This is a genomic window from Nocardia sp. NPDC020380 (genome assembly GCF_044386975.1).
Taxonomy (GTDB): domain Bacteria; phylum Actinomycetota; class Actinomycetes; order Mycobacteriales; family Mycobacteriaceae; genus Nocardia.
In genome coordinates this window covers 227,626-245,862 of record NZ_JBIRVQ010000008.1, presented here as the reverse complement: position 1 = coordinate 245,862, position 18,237 = coordinate 227,626, and the positions used below count along the sequence as shown (strand labels likewise).

Genomic DNA, 18,237 nt, shown 5'->3' with positions numbered 1-18,237 from the left:
CAGCGGATGCGCCGGATCGACCGACACGAAGGCGGCGCCGGTCTTGGCAATGGCCCATACCGCTCGCACCCAGTCCAGCGAGCGCGAAACACCCACGGCGACCACCGATTCCGGACCGACATCGCGCCCGATCAGACAGCGCGCGAGCCGGTTCGATTCCGAGTCGAGCTCGCGATAGGTGAGCCGCCGATCGCCTGCCACCGCGGCGATCCCATCCGGATTCGCCGCCGTCGCCGCGGCCAGCAGTTGCGGCAGTGTCACGGCATCGGTGATCGCCTCGCCGCGACCCCAGTCGTGCACGAGCCGGTGCTGCTCGGCCGGCAGCGTCGCCAGTTCGCGCACCGGCACGGCGGGATCCCGCGCGATCGTGCGCAGCACCTGCCGCAGCCGTTCGCCGAACTCCGTGATGGCGGCCGTATCGAACAGCTCGGTGCGGTACTGGAGTCGAATGCGCAGCGTGTCCTGCAGCATCGCGGTGCAGGTCAGCGGGTAGTGGGTGGAGTCGGCGGCCTGTACCTCGGTGATCGCCAGCCCGCCGTGCCCGATCGCGTTCTCGATGTGCCGCATATCCACCGGATACGACTCGAGCACCATGAGGGTGTCGAAGAGGCTGTCGGCGCCGGTGCGCAGGTGGATATCGCGCAGTCCGATGTGGTGGTGGTCGAGCAGCGCGGCCTGTTCGCCGTGGAGGCGGGCCCAGAGTTCGGCGGCGGTCTCGGTGGGCGCCAATCGGACCCGGGCGGGAATCGTATTGATGAACAGGCCGATGGTGCGCTGGGCGGCGGGCAGTTCGCCGGGCCGCCCGGAGACGGTCGCGCCGAACAGTACGTCGGTGCGGCCGGTCGACTGCGCCACCATGAGCGCCCAGGCCGACTGCAGCACGGTATTGGCCGTGACCCCGGCGGCAGCCGCCGCGGCGACCAAGGCCCGGGTATCGGAACCGTCGAGCGCGATGGAGTGATCCGCCACCGTGCCGGCGGTCGAACTGCCGCCGATCAGTGTCGGTTCGACGCCGTCGAGGGCCTCGGCCCACGCCGTCAGTGCCGCATCGCGATCGCGGGATGCCAACCACGCCAGGAATTCCCGGTACGAGCCCGGCGCGATGCGCGGCTGCTCGCCGGTGTACTCGCTGAACAGTTCGGTGAGCAGCAGCGGGTAGGACCAGCCGTCGAGGATGACGTGGTGGTTGGTCAGGATCAATGCCCAGCGATCGCTGTCCAACCTCGCGACCGTGAATCGCAGCAGCGGCGCGGCGGCGAGTTCGAAGCGTTGCGCCTTCTCGTATGCGGCGAGTTCCCGCAGGCCGGTCTCCGGATCGGCGTGACCGGTGAGATCGACGACCCGCCAAGGCAATTCGGGATCATCGCAGAGCACTGCCACGCTCACGCCGCGGCCGGTGGTGGTGAAGGCCGTCCGCAGACTCTGGTGGCGGCGCACCAGCATGGCCGAGGCCGCGCGCAGCCGGTCGAGGTCCAGTTCGCCGGACAGCTGCAGAACCAGTTGTGCGACATAGGCATCCGGGTCGGCGTCAGCGTCCGCCAGCTGGGCGTGGTAGAGCATCCCGGCCTGCAGCGACGTGACCGGCCAGACATCGGCCAATTGCGGATAGGCCGAATCCAGTGCGGCGACCTCGGATCGGGTCAGCTCCACCAAGCCGAAGTCCGACGGTGAATGCCCGCCCGCGCCCGGGATGCGCACATGACCGGCGATCGCGGTCAGTACCTCGGACCACAGGCCCGCCAGCTCCTCGACCTCCGCGGCATCGAGCAGTGTGCGCGGGAAGCGGAAACCGGCCTGCAATCGATCCTCGATGACGATGGCGCTCACATCCACCACGGTCGTGACCGGCATTTCCGGATCCGGTGCGGCACTGAGCTCGCCGAGCCCGCCGTGCAGGCCGCCAGCGCCGAGTTCGGCGCCCGAGACGCGGCCCAGGTAGTTGAATCCGATCCGCCCGGGCATGCGATCCGGCAGCAGCCCCGCGGTGTCGGCGTGGAGGTAGCGCAGCATGCCGTAGCCGATGCCCTTGTCCGGGATGGACCGCAGCGTCTCCTTGACCGCCCAGACCGCCTGCGCGACAGCCGCACCCCCGGCCGAGACATCGGCGGGGTCGATGCCGGTCAGATCGAACCGGACCGGGAACATGGAGGTGAACCAGCCCACCGTCCGCGACAGCTCGGCGCCTGCGAGCACCTGCTCCTCGCGTCCGTGGCCTTCGAGCCGCACCAGCACCGACGGCTCGTCGATACCCCGACGCGCACGCCAGATCCGCACGGCCACAACCAGACCCGCCAGCAGCCCGTCGTCGACACCACCGTGGAACGCGGCGGGCGCCTGCGACAGCAGCGCCTGGGTCACCGATTCCGGCAGCTGTATGCTGATCTGTTCCAGCGTGGCGGCGGTATCGATCTCCGGGTCGAGTTCGCGTCCACCCCAGACCGGATCGGTTCCGGCCACCATGCCCTGCCAGAATTCCAGCTCCTCGGCTCGGTCGGCCGCGGCAGCCGTCAGGCCGTGCGACCAGCGCCGCATCGACGTGCCCACCGGGGCGAGCCCCGGGAGCGCACCGGTTTCCACCTGTTCGAGCGCGGACATCAAGTCCTGCAGTATGATTCGCCAGGAGACGCCGTCGATCACCAGGTGATGCGCCACCACGACCAGCCAGCCCGGCACCTCGGCGGCAGGCTGTTCGCTGCCCGGATCGAGCCAGGCGAACTGCAGCATCACGCCGCCGGTCGGATCAAGCCGATCCAGGGCCGAATCAAGTTCCGCGGCAGCGATATCCGCTACTACGGACATACCTGCTTCGGTACCGATATCGACACCGGCGAGCTTGCGGCGGTGCAGCACCGAGGACGCATCCACCGCGCCCTCGGGAGCGACGACCATCGACCACGCACCCGTCGCATCGTGATGCAGCCGGGAGCGCAGCATGTCATGGCGATCCAGCACTGCGGCGATGGCCGTGACCAGTCCCGCTTCGCCGACACCGGCCGGCAGGCGCAGCACCACATGCTGATCGAACCGGTCGAATCCCTTGCCCCACTCCACCATCCACTGCGCCACCGGCAGCAGCGGCATCGCTCCAACTCCGCCACCGTCCAGCTCCGCCAACCCACCGGCGGCCTCGCCCGTGACAGTCGTCGCGCACATCGCCAAGCGGGCCGCGGTGCGCTGTTCGAAAACGTCGCGCGGGCCGAAGGCCACACCCCGCGCCCGCGCCTTGGCCACCACCTGGATGGACACGATCGAATCGCCGCCGAGCGCGAAGAAGTCGTCGTCGGCGCCGACCCGGTCGAGCCCGAGCACCTCGGCGAACACCGCGGCGACCGTCTCCTCCATCGGCGTCACCGGCGCCCGGTATTCCTGGGCCGCGAACACCGGTTCCGGCAGCGCCCGCCGGTCCACCTTGCCGCTGCTGGTCAAGGGCAGTTCGTCGAGCACCATCACCACATCCGGCACCATGTATCCCGGCAGCCGGTCCGCGAGCGAACGCCTGACCTGCGCCGGATCGACGGACCACCCGGCGGCGGCGAGGACGTAGGCCACCAATCGCACACCGGCACCGGCACTCTCGCCCGAGCCGTGGGTGATCACCGCGGCCTGTGTTATGCCGTCCATTTCGCACAGGGCGGCCTCGACCTCACCCGGTTCCAGGCGCTGGCCGCGCACCTTCACCTGGAAGTCCGCGCGGCCCACGAATTCCAGCGTCCCCGCGCCCGAACCGGATTCGTCGAACACCCACCGGACCAGGTCCCCGGTCCGATACAACCGGCTCCCGGCGGTACCCAGCGGATTCGCGACGAATCGGGCGGCGCTCAGCTCCGCCCGCCCGCGATACCCGCGCGCCACACCGGCGCCCGACAGATACAACTCACCCACCACGCCGACCGGCACCGGGCGCAGCCGGCCATCCAGCACCAGCACGCCCATGCCGTCGATACCCGCACCCAGGGTGAGGGTCTCGCCGGCGCGCAGCTCACGGCTGATCATGGCGATGATCGTGGTCTCGGTCGGTCCGTAGGTATTGAAGAACCGGCGCTCGGCCGCCGCATCGGTGCGGGACCAGCGCGCCAGCAGTTGTGGCGAATAGCGTTCCCCGCCGACCGTCACGACCCGCAGCCGGTCGAGTCCCTCCGGGTCCATGGAGGACACCACCGAAGGGGTGAGGAAGGCGTGCGTAATGCGCTGATCGCGCATCAGATCGGTCAGCGGCTGACCGCCGTAGACGTCGTCGGGCGCCATGACGAGGGCGGCGCCGGCCGGGACGGCCATCAGGATTTCCAGCATGGCCGCGTCGAAAGTGCGTGCGGCCACGGCCAATACCCGGGAATCGGGCTCGATCGCATACCGGCTGTGATGTGCGGCCGCGACGGCGGCGAGTCCGGCATGAGTGACCTCGACGCCCTTGGGGCGTCCGGTCGAGCCCGAGGTGTACACGACATAGGCGGTATTGGCGGCCCGCAAGGTCCCGCGCCGATCCCCCACGGTCACATGGTTGTCCGGGAACTGGCGAATACGACCGGCGAGCGCTCGATCGTCGATGACCAGCCAGGACATGTCCTGCTGCGGCAGCGCCGCCACATACCGATCGGCCGTGATCCCCACTCGCGCACCGGAATCAGCGCACATGAAGGTGTTGCGGTCCACCGGATGGTTCGGGTCCAGGGACAGGAATCCCGCGCCGGTCTTGGTGATCGCCCAGACCGCGAGCACCCATTCCAGGGAGCGCGGGAGCGCTATGGCGAGCACCGATTCCGGGCCGACACCGCAGCCGATCAGGAAGCGCGCCAGTTGATTCGACTGCTCGTCGAGCTCGCGGTAGGAGATGCGGCGGTCACCGTCCACCACGGCGTCGCCGGCCGGGTTGACGGCCACGGCGGCGGCCAGCAGGACCGGCAGGGTCATGCCCGCGATATCGGGAGCGCCCTCGGCACTCCATTCCCGGAGCAACAGGTCCTCGGCTTCCGAGAGAATGCCGATGTCACGCACCAGGATTGCCGGATCGGCGACAGCCGTGCGCAGCACCAGACTCAGGCGTTCGGCGAGGCCCGCGATGGTGTCCGGGTCGAAAAGATCGGTGGCGTAGCTCAGGTCGACCGGGATCGCCCCGTGCTCGTCGGGAGTGTCGGTCAGGGTCAGGGTCAGGTCGAAGCGTTCGACACCGGTCTCGGCGCCCGCCGGTGACACCTCGATACCGGGGAGGGTGATGCTCTCGGGGTCGAGGTTGTGGAAGGCGAGCATCACCTGGAACAGCGGGTGATGTGCCTGACTGCGCGGCGGATCCAGGGCCTCGACGACCTGCTCGAACGGGATCTCCGCCTGCGCGAAGGCATCCAGATCCACGCCGCGCACCTGGGCCAGCAGCTCGGCGAACGACACCGACTCGTCCACGCGTGCACGCAGTACGACGGTATTGACGAACATGCCGACGACTTCGTCCAGCTCGGCCGCACCGCGCCCGGCCACCGGCGTTCCGACGGCGATATCGTCACTGCCGGACAACCGTGACAATACGACCGCCAAGGCCGCGTGGAACACCATGAAGACGGTCACGCCATGGCGCTGCGCCAGCTCCTGCAGCCCGGCAACGACTTCGGGCTCCACACTGAAGCCGTGGGTCGATCCGCGATGCGAGGCGATCGCCGGACGCGGCCGATCGGCGGGCAGCTCCAGAACCTCGGGAATATCCCGCAGTTGCGCGGACCAGTAGCGAACCTGCTGAGCCAGCAGCGATTCCGGATCATCCGCCGAGCCCAGCAGTTCGCGCTGCCACAGGGCGTAATCCGCGTACTGGACCGGCAGGGGCGCCCAATCCGGTTGCTGCCCCGCGCAATGCGCCGCATACGCCGCGGCCAGATCACGCGCGAGCGGGCCCATCGAGAATCCATCGGCGCCGATGTGATGCACCACCATCACGAGCACGAACTCATCCGTGCCCGAGGACAACAACCGGGCCCGCAGGGGAACCCGCTCGGCCACATCGAAACCGGCCGACACCAGCGCGGCCACCTCGCCGGCCGATCGGCGCGGTTCCACCTGCTGCGGCGCGAGGTCGACATCCACCGCCCCGGCCAGCTCCGCGACCGGCACCACCACCTGGAACGGCACGCCGTCCTCGTCCGGATACCTGGTGCGCAATACCTCGTGCCGCGCCAGCACATCCCATACGGCGGCGGTCAGAGCCGGGACGTTCAGCGCACCACGCAGGCCCAGCACCATGGGAATGCTGTAGGCCGCCGACTCCGGCGCGAAGCGGTTCACGAACCACATGCGCTGCTGCGCGAAGGACAACGGCACCCGTTCCGGACGCACCCGCGCACCCAGGCGCGGACCCTCCGGGCGCGCCGTGCCCGCGGCCAGCAGCCCGGCCAGTTCGGCGACCGACGAGGCCTCGAACACCTCCCGCACCGTCACCGGGACGCCCGCGCGCTCGGCGAGCCGCGCCGACAATCGCATGGCCGACAACGAGTTTCCGCCCAGCACGAAGAAGTCGTCGTCCGCACCCACCCGGTCGGTCCCGAGCACCTCGGCGAACACCTCGGCCACGGCCCGTTCGAGCGGCGTCGACGGCGCCCGGTAGTGGGCGCGCACCGCAGCGGGCTCGGGCAGTGCGGTCTTGTCGATCTTGCCGTTCACCGTCAATGGCAGTGCGTCGAGCACCATCACCACATCCGGAATCATGAAGCCCGGCAGGCGTTTGCCGAGCGACCGGCGCACCTGGACCGGATCCAAGGCACACTCCGGCTCGGCCATCACATAGCCCACCAGCCGCACATCGCCGGTGTCCTGCCGATGCACGATGACGGCTGCCTGCTCGATGCCCGGCAGCTCGCAGAGTGCGGCCTCGACCTCGCCCAGTTCCAGTCGCTGGCCGCGCACCTTCACCTGGAAGTCGGCGCGCCCGACGAAGACCAGCACCCCGGTGCCCGCATCGGACTCATCGGCCAGCCAGCGCACCAGGTCACCGGTCCGGTACATCCGCTGTCCCGCACCGCCGAACGGATCGGCCACGAATCGCGACGCGGTCAGATCCGGGCGGCCCCGGTATCCCCGCGCCACACCCGCGCCTGATACGTACAGCTCACCCGCCAGACCCACCGGGACCGGACGCAGCCACGGATCCAGTACCGCCACATCCAGACCCGGGACCACCGAACCCATGGTCACCGGGTCACCCGCACGCAGCTCGGCGCTGCCGGTCACCCAGATGGTGGCTTCTGCCGGGCCGTACAGGTTGTGGACGCGGCGCCGGGCCGCGGTATCGGTGCGCGACCAGCGTGACACCAGTGCGGGCGGGCAGGCCTCACCCGCCGCGATCAGTACTTCGAGGGCGTCGAGTCCTTCGGGGTTCAGCACGCCCGCCACGCTGGGGGTGAGGACCGCGTGACTGACGGACTCGTCCCGCATGAGGTCGGCCAGTGGTTGCCCGCCGTAGACCTCCGGCGGCGCGAACACGAGGGCCGAGGCGCCCGAAATCGCCAGCAGCAGTTCGAAAACCGCCGCGTCGAAGGTCCGTGCGGCCACGCTCAGGACCCGTGAATCCCGGCTCAGCCCGAAACGCTCGCGCTGCCCGGCACAGACACCGGCCAGACCGGTGTGTGTGACCTCGACACCCTTCGGACGTCCCGTCGAACCGGATGTGTAAACGACGTAAGCGGTTCCGCCGGGGTGCAGCGGCGCATGCCGATCCGCGGCCGTAACCGGTACGGAGGCATTCCGGTCGATCAGCGACGCCGGAGCAGGATCATCGAGCGCCAGCCATGACGCGCCCTCCTGCGGCAACGCGGCGGCGTAGCGGCTCAGCGTAATACCCAGCCGCACAGCCGAATCCGTGCACATGAACCGATTGCGGTCCAGCGGATGCGCCGGATCCAGCGACAGGAATCCCGCACCGGTCTTGGCGATCGCCCAGACCGCCAGCACCCACTCCAGGGATCGTGGCACGCCCACCGCGACCACCGATTCCGCACCGACGCCGCGCTCGATCAGGTACCGCGCCACCCGATTCGAGCGCTCATCGAGCTCACGGTAGGTGACCCTCCGGTCTCCGTCGACGACCGCGATTCCCTCCGGATTCGTCGCCACCGCGTCCGCCAGCAGGGCGGGCAATGTCACCTCGCCGGGCAGGGCGTCCGCGGCGACACCGTGGCCCCATTGACGCAGCCGCTGTCGTTCACCCGCGTGCAGCGCCTCGATATCGCGCACCGCAATGGCCGGATCGGCGGTGATCGCCCGCAGAATCCGCTGCAGGCGTTCGCTCAATACCGTGATCGTCTCCGCGTCGAACACCTCGGGCCGGTACTGCAGTCGAATCCGCAGCCCGTCCTGCACGGTGACGCTGCACGTCAGGGGGTAGTGGGTGGAGTCGTCGGCGCTGAAGCCGGTGACCTCCAGCTCGCCTCGACCAGTAACTTGCCGGATGTGCTGTGCGTCAAGGGGATACGACTCGAGCACCATGACGGTGTCGAACAGGCTGTCATTGCCGGTGCGCACGTGGATATCGGTCAGCCCGACATGGTGGTGCTCGAGCAGGGCGGCTTGCTCGCCGTGCATGCGGGCCCACAGCTGGACAACGGTCTCGGCCGGTTCCAGTCGCACCCGGGTCGGAACCGTATTGACGAACAGTCCGAGAGTGCGGTCGGCGCCGGGCAATTCGGCGGGGCGGCCCGATACCGCGGCGCCGAACACCACATCGGTCCGGCCGCTCGCCTGTGCCACCAGCATGGCCCAGGCCGACTGCAGCACGGTATTCACCGTCACCCCGCCGGTGGCGGCCGCGGCCGCCAGCTCGCGGGCGCCGGACTCGTCGACGGTGATCCACTCCTCGGCCACGACACCCGGTCCGGTGGCCGGAGCGCCGCCGATCAAGGTGGGTTCCGCGCCGTCGAGGGCTGCGGACCAGGCCGCCAGCGCCGCGTCCTGATCGCGGGATGCCAGCCACGCCAGGAAGTCCCGGTACGAGCCGTCCGCCGCACCGATCTCGCCACCGGCGTAGTGGGTGAACAGCTCCGTGATCAGCAGCGGGAAGGACCAGCCGTCGAGGATGACGTGATGGTTGGTGAGGATGAGCGCCCAACTGTCCGGACCCAGCTCGGCCAGGGTGAATCGCAGCAGCGGCGGAGTAGCTGGATCGAAACGGCGCGCCTTCTCCGCCGCGGCGAGTGCCGCGAGCGCGGCCTCGGGGTGCGGGTCGTTCGTGAGATCGACAGTCTGCCAGGGCAGTTCGATGTCGCCACAGACCACGGCCACGCTCACGCCACTACCGGTGGCGGTGAACGCGGTCCGCAGCGCGGGGTGCCGGTCCAGTAGCGCGACCGCGGCCCGCCGGAGACGATCGGCATCCGGCTCGCCCTGCAAGCGCAAGACCAGTTGCGCCACATAGGCATCCGCCTCGGCGGCTCCGGCCAGCCCGGCGTGGAAGAGCATTCCGGCCTGCAGCGGGGTCAGCGGCCACACGTCGGTCAGTGCGGGATACGCCAGTTCTAGTGCATTCACATCGCTTTGCGGCAGGGCCACCAAACCGAAGTCGGACGGCGAATGTCCGCCCGCGCCGGGTGTCTCGGCATGCTCGGCGATCGTGGTCAGTGCATCGGTCCACAGTCCGGCGAGCTCTTCCACCTCGGCCGCGTCAAGCAAGGTGCGCGGGAAGCGGAAGCCCGCCCGCAGCCGGTCCTCGATCACGATCGCGCTGATATCCACCGCAAGGGTGACCGGCATATCGGGATCCGCGAGCACCGATTCGTCGAATACCTCGCTCGCGGCGGCCTCGGCGGCGCCCAGCTGCCCGAGGTAGTTGAACCCGATGCGTCCTGGCATTCGATCCGGCAGCGCCCCGGTGGTCTCGGCGGCGAGATATCGCAGCATGCCGTATCCGATGCCCTTGTCCGGGATGGACCGCAGCGTCTCCTTCACCGAAAGCACCGCTGCCGCCACCGCGTCGACGTCTATTCCGGTCAGGTCGAACCGCACCGGGAACATCGAGGTGAACCAGCCCACCGTCCGCGACAGGTCCGCCCCCGGCACCACCTGTTCCTCACGGCCGTGACCCTCCAGGCGCACCAGCAGCGAGGTCTCGTCGAGCCCGCGCCGTGCCCGCCAGATCCGCACCGCCACCGCGAGACCCGCCAGCAGCGCGTCATCGACGCCGCCGTGGAAGGCCGCCGGAACCCGGGACAACAGCGACCGTGTCACCGATTCGGGCAGTTGCACGGTGACCCGGTCGAGTGTCGCGGCGGTATCGATCGCCGGATCCAATTCCCTTCCGCCCCATACCGGATCGGCGCCCGCCACCATGCGCTGCCACAGGTCGAGCTCGCGCATCCGCATCGGTTCCGTGGCGGCGTTCGTGAGGCCGTGCGCCCAGCGGCGCACGGATGTCCCCACCGGATCGAGCATGGGCACTGTTCCGGATTGCGCTTGTTCCAGCGCGGACAGCAAGTCCGGCACCAGGATTCGCCAGGAGACACCGTCGATCGCCAGGTGATGCGCGACCACTGCCAGCCGGCCCGGCGCATCGGCGTCCATGGGATCGGCGACATCGAGCCGCACGAACTGCACCATCACCCCGGCGGAGGGATCCAGGCGTCGTACCGCCTCGTTCACTTCCGCGGCCGTCACTGCCGCGCGGTCGGCGCCGGCTTCGACCGCGCACCGGCGAACTACGGCCGCCGCATCGACGCTGCCCGCAGGGTCGACCACCAGGGCCCATTCACCGGAGTCGCGGTGCCGCAGCCGGGAGCGCAGCATGTCGTGGCTATCCAGCACCGCCTGCACCGCCGCGAGCAGATCCGCCTCGTGCACACCGGCGGGCAGGCGCAGCACCACATGCTGTTCGAAGTGCTCGAATCCCTTGCCCCACTCCACCATCCACTGCGCCACCGGCAGCAGCGGCATCTCCCCGACACCGCCGCCCGCGAGCTCTGTCAGATCGGTAGCGGATTCTCCCTCCGCGATGATCGACGCGCGGACCGCCAGTCGCGCCGCGGTCCGCTGTTCGAAGACATCGCGCGGTCCGAAGACGACACCCCGGGCCCGCGCCTTGGCCACCACCTGGATGGACACGATCGAATCGCCGCCGAGCGCGAAGAAGTCGTCGTCGGCGCCGACCTGTTCCACTCCCAGTACGGCGGCGAAGGATTCGGCGATGGTCTGCTCGATGGCCGTGGACGGCGCGCGGAACGCCCGGGCCGGGAACACCGGTTCCGGCAGTGCCCGCCGATCCACCTTGCCGCTCACGGTCAGCGGCAGTTCGCCGACCACCATCACCACGTCCGGCACCATGAATCCGGGCAGCCGCTCGGCCACCGCCAGGCGCACCTCTTCGGCATCCGGCACGCATCCCGGACGGGGCACCACGTACCCGGCCAGACCGGCGCTCTCACCGTGCGAGTGCACGACGACCACGGCCTGATCGATACCGTCGAGGCCGGCCAGCGCCGCCTCGACCTCACCCAGTTCGAGGCGCTGACCGCGCACCTTCACCTGCAGATCGGACCGTCCCACGAACGACAGCACGCCGGACCCGGACTCATCGGCAACCCATCGCACCAGGTCGCCGGTGCGATACAACCGGCCGCCCGGCGCACCGAACGGATCGGCCACGAACTGGGTGGCCGTCAGGCCCGCCCGGCCCCGGTATCCGCGTGCCACACCGGAACCCGAGACACAGAGCTCGCCCACGACTCCCACGGGAGCGGGCCGCAGCCCGCTGTCCAGCACCACGACGCCCACACCCGGAATAGGTCCGCCGATGCCCACCGGACGTCCGGCGGCCAGTTCGGCGCCGGTCACCCAGATGGTCGCCTCCGCGGGCCCGTACAGGTTGTGTACCCGGCGCAGGCCCGCGGTGTCGGTACCCGACCAGCGCGAAACCAGCTGCGGCCCACACCGATCGCCACCGGTCAGCACCACGCGCAGGGTGTCCAGACCGTCCGGGTCCAGGGACAGCGCCACCGACGGTGTCATGAACGCGTGGCTGATCCGTTCATCGCGCAGCAGGTCCTGCAACGGCTGCCCGCCGTACACATCTGGCGGGGCGAGCACCAGGGTCGCGCTGCCCGAGAGCGCCAGCAGCAGTTCCAGGATCGCCGCGTCGAACGTCCGCGCCGCGACGGCGAGGACGCGGGCATCGGCATCGACGGCGCATCGCCGGAGGTGGTCGGCCACCAGGGCCGCCAGGCCCGCGTGAGCGACCTCGACGCCCTTCGGACGCCCGGTCGAGCCGGACGTGTAGACGACGTAGGCGGTGCTGCCGAGGCGCGGCCTGCCCCACCGGTCCGCATCGGTCACCGGGTAGCCCGGTCGCTGCGCGATCCGTTCGGCTTCGGCCGGGTCGTCCAGCACCAGCCACGACAGGCTCTCCTGTGGCAGTGCCGCCGCGTATTCGGCAGTCGTAATGCCGACTTGCGCACCGGAATCGGCGCAGACGAACCGATTCCTCTCGGACGGATGCACCGGATCCACCGAGACGAACGCGGCGCCCGTCCTGGCGATCGCCCAGACCGCCAGCACCCATTCGAGCGAGCGCGGAACTCCCACCGCGACAACAGATTCGGCGCCGATGCCGCGCTCGATGAGGTGGCGCGCCAGCCGGTTCGAACGCTCGTCGAGCTCCCGATAGGTGACGGACCGCTGCCCGTCGACGACCGCGTGACCGTCCGGATTGCCCGCCACCGCGCTGTCCAGCAGGTCCGGCAGCGTGACGCCTTCGGTTGCCGCGAGACCGGCGAGACCCCACTCGTGTACGAGCAGCTGCCGTTCGGGCTCCGAAAGGATATCGATGTCGCGCACCAGGATTGCCGGATCGGCGGTGATCGTCCGCAGCACCCGTTGCAGGCGTTCGACGAAGACGGCGATCGTGCCGGGGTCGAAAAGGTCTGTGGCATAGCCGAGTTCGACCGGGATCGCACCGCTGATGTCCGGGCTGTCGGTCAGGGTGAAGGTCAGATCGAAACGCTCGATACCGGTTTCGGCGCCGGCGGCGGTCACCGCGACATCGGGCAGGGCGAGGGTGGCCTGATCGAGATTGTGGAAGGCGAGCATCACCTGGAACAGCGGATGGTGCGCCTGACTGCGCGGCGGATCGAGCACCTCCACGACCTGCTCGAACGGCACCTCCGCATGCGCGAAGGCATCCAGATCCACCCCGCGCACCTGCGCCAGCAGCTCGGCGAAGGGCACCGACTCGTCCACCCGGGTCCGCAGTACCACCGTATTGACGAACATCCCAACCAGTTCGTCCAATTCGGCCACGCCACGACCCGACACCGGTGAGCCCACCGCGATATCGGCGCTGCCCGACAGCCGCGACAACACGACGGCCAGCGCCGCGTGGAACAGCATGAACACCGTCACGCCGCGCGCCTGCGCCAGCGCCTGCAATCCGTCGACCACGCGGGGTTCCACCACGAAGCAATGCTTCGCGCCCCGATGCGAGGCGACAGCCGGCCGCGTCCGATCGGTCGGCAAGGTCAAAACCTCGGGCAGTTCCCGCAATTGCCCGGTCCAATAGCCGAGCTGCCGCGACAGCATCGACTCCGGGTCTTCGACCGAGCCGAGCAGTTCCCGTTGCCACAGTGCGTAATCCGCGTACTGCACGGGCAGCGCGGGCCACTCCGGTTGCCGCCCCGTGCACCTGGCCACATACGCCGCGCCCAGATCGCGCGCGAGCGGAGCCATCGAAAACCCGTCCGCGCCGATGTGATGCACCACGAGCACCAGGACGAACTCATCCGTGCCCGCCTGCAGCAGCCGCGCCCGGACCGGAACCCGTGCTGCCACATCGAAACCGACGGCCACGACGGCGGCGATCGCCGCGTCGAGCCCGGCCTTGTCCACCTGCCGCGGCGCGAGCTCCACATCCACCAGACCGGGCAGCTCCGCCACCGGCGCCACCACCTGGAACGGCACGCCGTCCGCATCCGGATACCTGGTCCGCAGCACCTCGTGCCGGCCCAGCAGATCCCACACCGCGCCCGCCAACGCGGCCACATCCACCGCGCCTGACAAGCGCAGGATCATGGGAATGCTGTACGCCACCGACTCCGGCGCGAACCGGTTCACGAACCACATGCGCTGCTGCGCAAAGGACAACGGCACCTGCTCGGGCCGCTCCCACGCACTCAGCCGCACACCCGCGGTCCCGACGGGAGTCTCGGATACCCGGGTGGCGAGCAGTCCGGCCAGCTCCCCCACCGTCGGCGCCTCGAAGACGTCCCGCACCGCCACGGCGACGGCCACGGTGTCGGAGAGCCGCGCGGACAATCGGGTCGCCGACAGCGAATTGCCGCCGAGCGCGAAGAAGTCGTCGTCGACGCCCACCTGTTCCACGCCGAGCACCTCGGCGAACACCCCGGCCACGATCTCCTCGACCGGCGTCGAGGGCGCGCGATAGCAGGCGCGCGCGAGTACCGGCTCCGGCAGGGCCGCCTTGTCCACCTTGCCGTTCACCGTGAGCGGCAGGGCATCCAGCGCCATCACCACATCCGGCACCATGTAGCCGGGCAGGCGCGCGCCGAGGCGTTCCCGCAGCAGCGTGCCGAGGAAGGCGGGTCCGGCCCATTGCGCGTCGCGGGCCAGCAGGGCCAGCCGGGCGGCCTCGTCGCTCGCCTCGGTATCGGCCAGGAAGGCGCGGCGGACGGCGTAGACGATGTGCAGATCCGTGCCGATCACATTCGGCGAGACGCGGGCGTCGACCTCGAATCCGTGCTCGCGCAACAGCTTTTCGATGCAGGCCAGGCGGTCGTCGACATCGTGGACCTCGATGGCCATGCGGTCGATGAGCGGCCAATGCTCGGGCTCGATGCCGCGCAGGGCGTCGAGTTCGCTGCCTTCCACATCGATCTTCAGCAGGTCGATGTGTGGGATGCCGTACTCGCCGATGATGTGCGACAGGGTCCGGATGGGGACCTCGACCCGCACGAATTCCAGCCGGTCCTCGATCAGCTGATCGACATAGCTGTCCCCCAGATCCCGGCTCTCCTCCTGATATTCGTGGTGGATGAAGGATTCGAGGATCTCGTGCTGCACCGTGCTGTCGGTGCCGCGGCCGGAGAGCACCGACATCTCCGGGTAGTAGGTGAAGGTGTCGGTGGTGGACTCCGCGCCGATACCGCACGGCACCAGGGTCGCGTCGAGACCGTGGATGGCCGAGTTCGCCTCGTACATGCTGCGGAGTTCGGGCATCGGCTCGACCGCGAAGATCTTGACCGCGGGCGATTTCCGCTTGGCGTAGATGGAGAACATGCCGACGTGGGCGCCCACGTCGACGATGTAGCCCGACTCCGGGATGGTCAGGCCGCCCTGGTGGTACTCCTCGCGTTCGAAGATCTCCTCGTAGAGGAATTCGATATTCGAGCGGTTGCGGCCCACCACCGGCATGCCATTGGCCATCTCGTGCAGGCGGTCGGGTTCGAGCACGCCGTCGCGTTGCAGCTCCAGGCATTTGGCCGCCGCGGGCGCGAAACGCGCGTCGGGGACCAGGTAGGCGACCAACTGGGTGGAAGGCGCCGCATCGGGGGTGAGGGGCGCGGCGATATGGGTCGTGACGACGGCCTGGGCCACCGCCGGCTCGGCGGCGAGCACGGCTTCGATCTCGCCGAGTTCGATACGGAAGCCACGGATCTTGACCTGTTCGTCCGCACGACCGAGGTATTCCAGGACGCCCGCCGCGGTCCACCGGACCACGTCACCACTGCGGTACAGCCGTCCGCCGCTGCCGGCCGGGTCGAACGGATCGGCCACGAACCGCGCGGCCGTGAGGCCCGCACGCGCGTGATAGCCCCGCCCGACCTGGTTTCCGGCCACATACAGTTCACCGGCCACGCCGACCGGTACGGGTCGCAACCATGAATCCAGCACGTACACACGCAGATTCGACAGGGGCACTCCGATGGGGCTCAGCCCGAGATCACCGTTCCGGTGCTCCTGGGTGAGTACCTGCTGGGTGACGTGCACGGTGGTCTCGGTGATCCCGTACATGTTCACCAGCATCGGACCGGCCGCGTCGTCGGCGGACTGCCAGCGCTGTAAACGGCTGGGGTCCAGGGCTTCACCGCCGAAGACCACCATGCGCAACGCGGAATCGGCCGCGACCGCCCGGCGGGATTCCAGCAGCGCGTAGAAGGCGGAGGGCGTCTGGCTGAGGATCGTCACGCCCTGGTCCACGACCAGGTCCCAGAGTTCCGCGGGCGCGTACGCCGTCTCGCGCGGCACCACGACCACCCGGCCGCCGTAGAGCAGCGCGCCCCAGATCTCCCAGACGGAGAAGTCGAAGGCCTGCGAATGGCACCAGGCCCAGATGTCCTCCGTGCCGAATCCGCACCAGGACTCGGTGCTCTCGAACAGCGATACCGCGTTCGCATGGGCGATGGCCACGCCCTTGGGGTTTCCGGTGGTTCCGGAGGTGTAGATGATGTAGGCGGTATTGCCCGGCCGCAGCACACCGGTATCCGGCACGTCGAGATCGACTGGCGCATCAGGGATTTCGCCGACGTGCAGCCGGGGGACATCCACCGCGGCGACCAGTTCGGCGGTGGTGTCGTCGACGATGACGAGCGTGGGGGCGGCGTCCGTGAGGATGTAGGTGATGCGCTCGGCCGGCGAGGTCGGGTCCAGCGGCAGGTACGTGGCGCCGGTGCGGAGGACCGCGAGCATGGTGGTGATCAGCTCGATGCCCTTGGGAAGCGCCACTGCCACAATGCGTTCCGGGCCCGCCCCGCGCGCGGCGAGGGCGGCCGCCAGGCGTCCCGCCTCCGCATCGAGTTGCGCGTAGGTGACCCGTCGCGAACCGGAGACGACGGCGATCGCATCGGGGGTCGCCGCGGCCTGCCGCCGGAACATGCCCATGAGCGTGCCGGTCCGGTCGATCGGTGTGGCGGTGTCGTTCCACTGCTGCAGCACGAGGGCCCGCTCGTCGGACTCGAGCAGGTCCACATCGCGCACGGGAGTATCGGGATCGGTGCCGAGCACCCGCAGGAATTCGTCGAACCAGCGCAGGAAGCGGCCGTGATGGCGGGTGAGGTCCGCGGGCGTGTACAGGTCGTGGTTGGCGACGAAGTCCACGCACATGGCCCCGCCCGCACCGGAATACACGCTCACCGACAGGTCCGAGACCAGTCCGGGGGTCAGCACCTCCAGGTGTCCGACGATCGGGCCGAGCACCACCTCGGTGGCGAACAGCATCATGTCCATGTACGGCCCGAAGACCTGCGTCTGCGGGGTCAGCCGACCGATATCGCGGAACATGTCCTCCTGCCGATAGCGCTGCCGGCGGAGCACCTCGATCAGTTGCCGCTGGGTGCCCTGGATCAGTTCGCCCACGGTGCCACGCGGATTCGTGGCGATCCGGAACGGGACCGTGTTGGCCAGCATGCCGCCGGAGCGCAGGGCGGCGGTGGTGACGCGGGCCGACACCGGCAGGCTGAGCACGATGTCGTCGCAGTCGGTCATGCGGCCCAGGAACACCCCGAAGCCCGCCAGGATGAGGACGGCGGGATTCGTCGAGGTGGATTTGACGAGATCGTCGAGCCTGCGGACGGATTCGGCGGCGAGCGCGCCGCGCACGGAGATCGGGTGCGCGTCGGCCTGGCCGCTCTTCCCGGCGAGGCTGACCGGAGCGGGCAGCCCGGCCAGTTGCCGCTGCCAGAACTCGCGGTCGGCCTCGAAACGTGCGGAGGACCGGTACTCCTCGTCGGCGGCGACGAGTTCGGCCAGGCCTTGGTTCTTGGCCGGCGCGGGTTTGCGGTCCTCGAGGGCGGAGCTGTACAGCTCGCCGATCCGGGCCAGCAGGGTCATGGCGGCGAGCCCGTCCATGGCGATGTGATGAGCCCGCACGTACCAGAACCAATGGTCCTCGCCCACCCGCAGCACGGCGGTGGCGATCAGCCGGTCCCGGTGCAGGTCGATCGGCCGGCTGTACTCCGCGCGCATCCATTCGTGCGCTGCGGCAATGGGATTCGGCGCGAAACGCAGATCCAGGGACCGGGTCGGCTCGTCCAGCGGCCGGTCGGCCACCTGCAGCACCGTGCCGTCCACCTCGATCAGGCGCAGGCGGCCGGCCTCGAACTCGCCGGCCACCTGCCAGAACGAGGCCATCAGCAATCCCACGTCGAGATCACCGTGCAGATCGATACACAGGGCATTGGTTATCGGTGTCGAACCGGCCAGCTGTTGCGCGAACCAAATTCCCTGCTGCGCAGCCGATAACGGAAAAGGACGGGGGCGGTGGCCGGTCAA

The 18,237-nt window shown here is 69.4% G+C and carries 1 protein-coding gene (only partly in view); it reads right to left on the bottom strand.

Annotated elements, in window-relative coordinates; genetic code table 11:
• Window positions 1–18,237: the 5' portion of a non-ribosomal peptide synthase/polyketide synthase gene (locus tag ACH438_RS23630; RefSeq protein ID WP_397008653.1), read on the bottom strand. Its footprint begins 10,215 nt before the window's first position; 18,237 of the gene's 28,452 nt are visible here — the first part of the coding sequence; its start codon is at window positions 18,235–18,237; its stop codon lies off the left edge, out of view.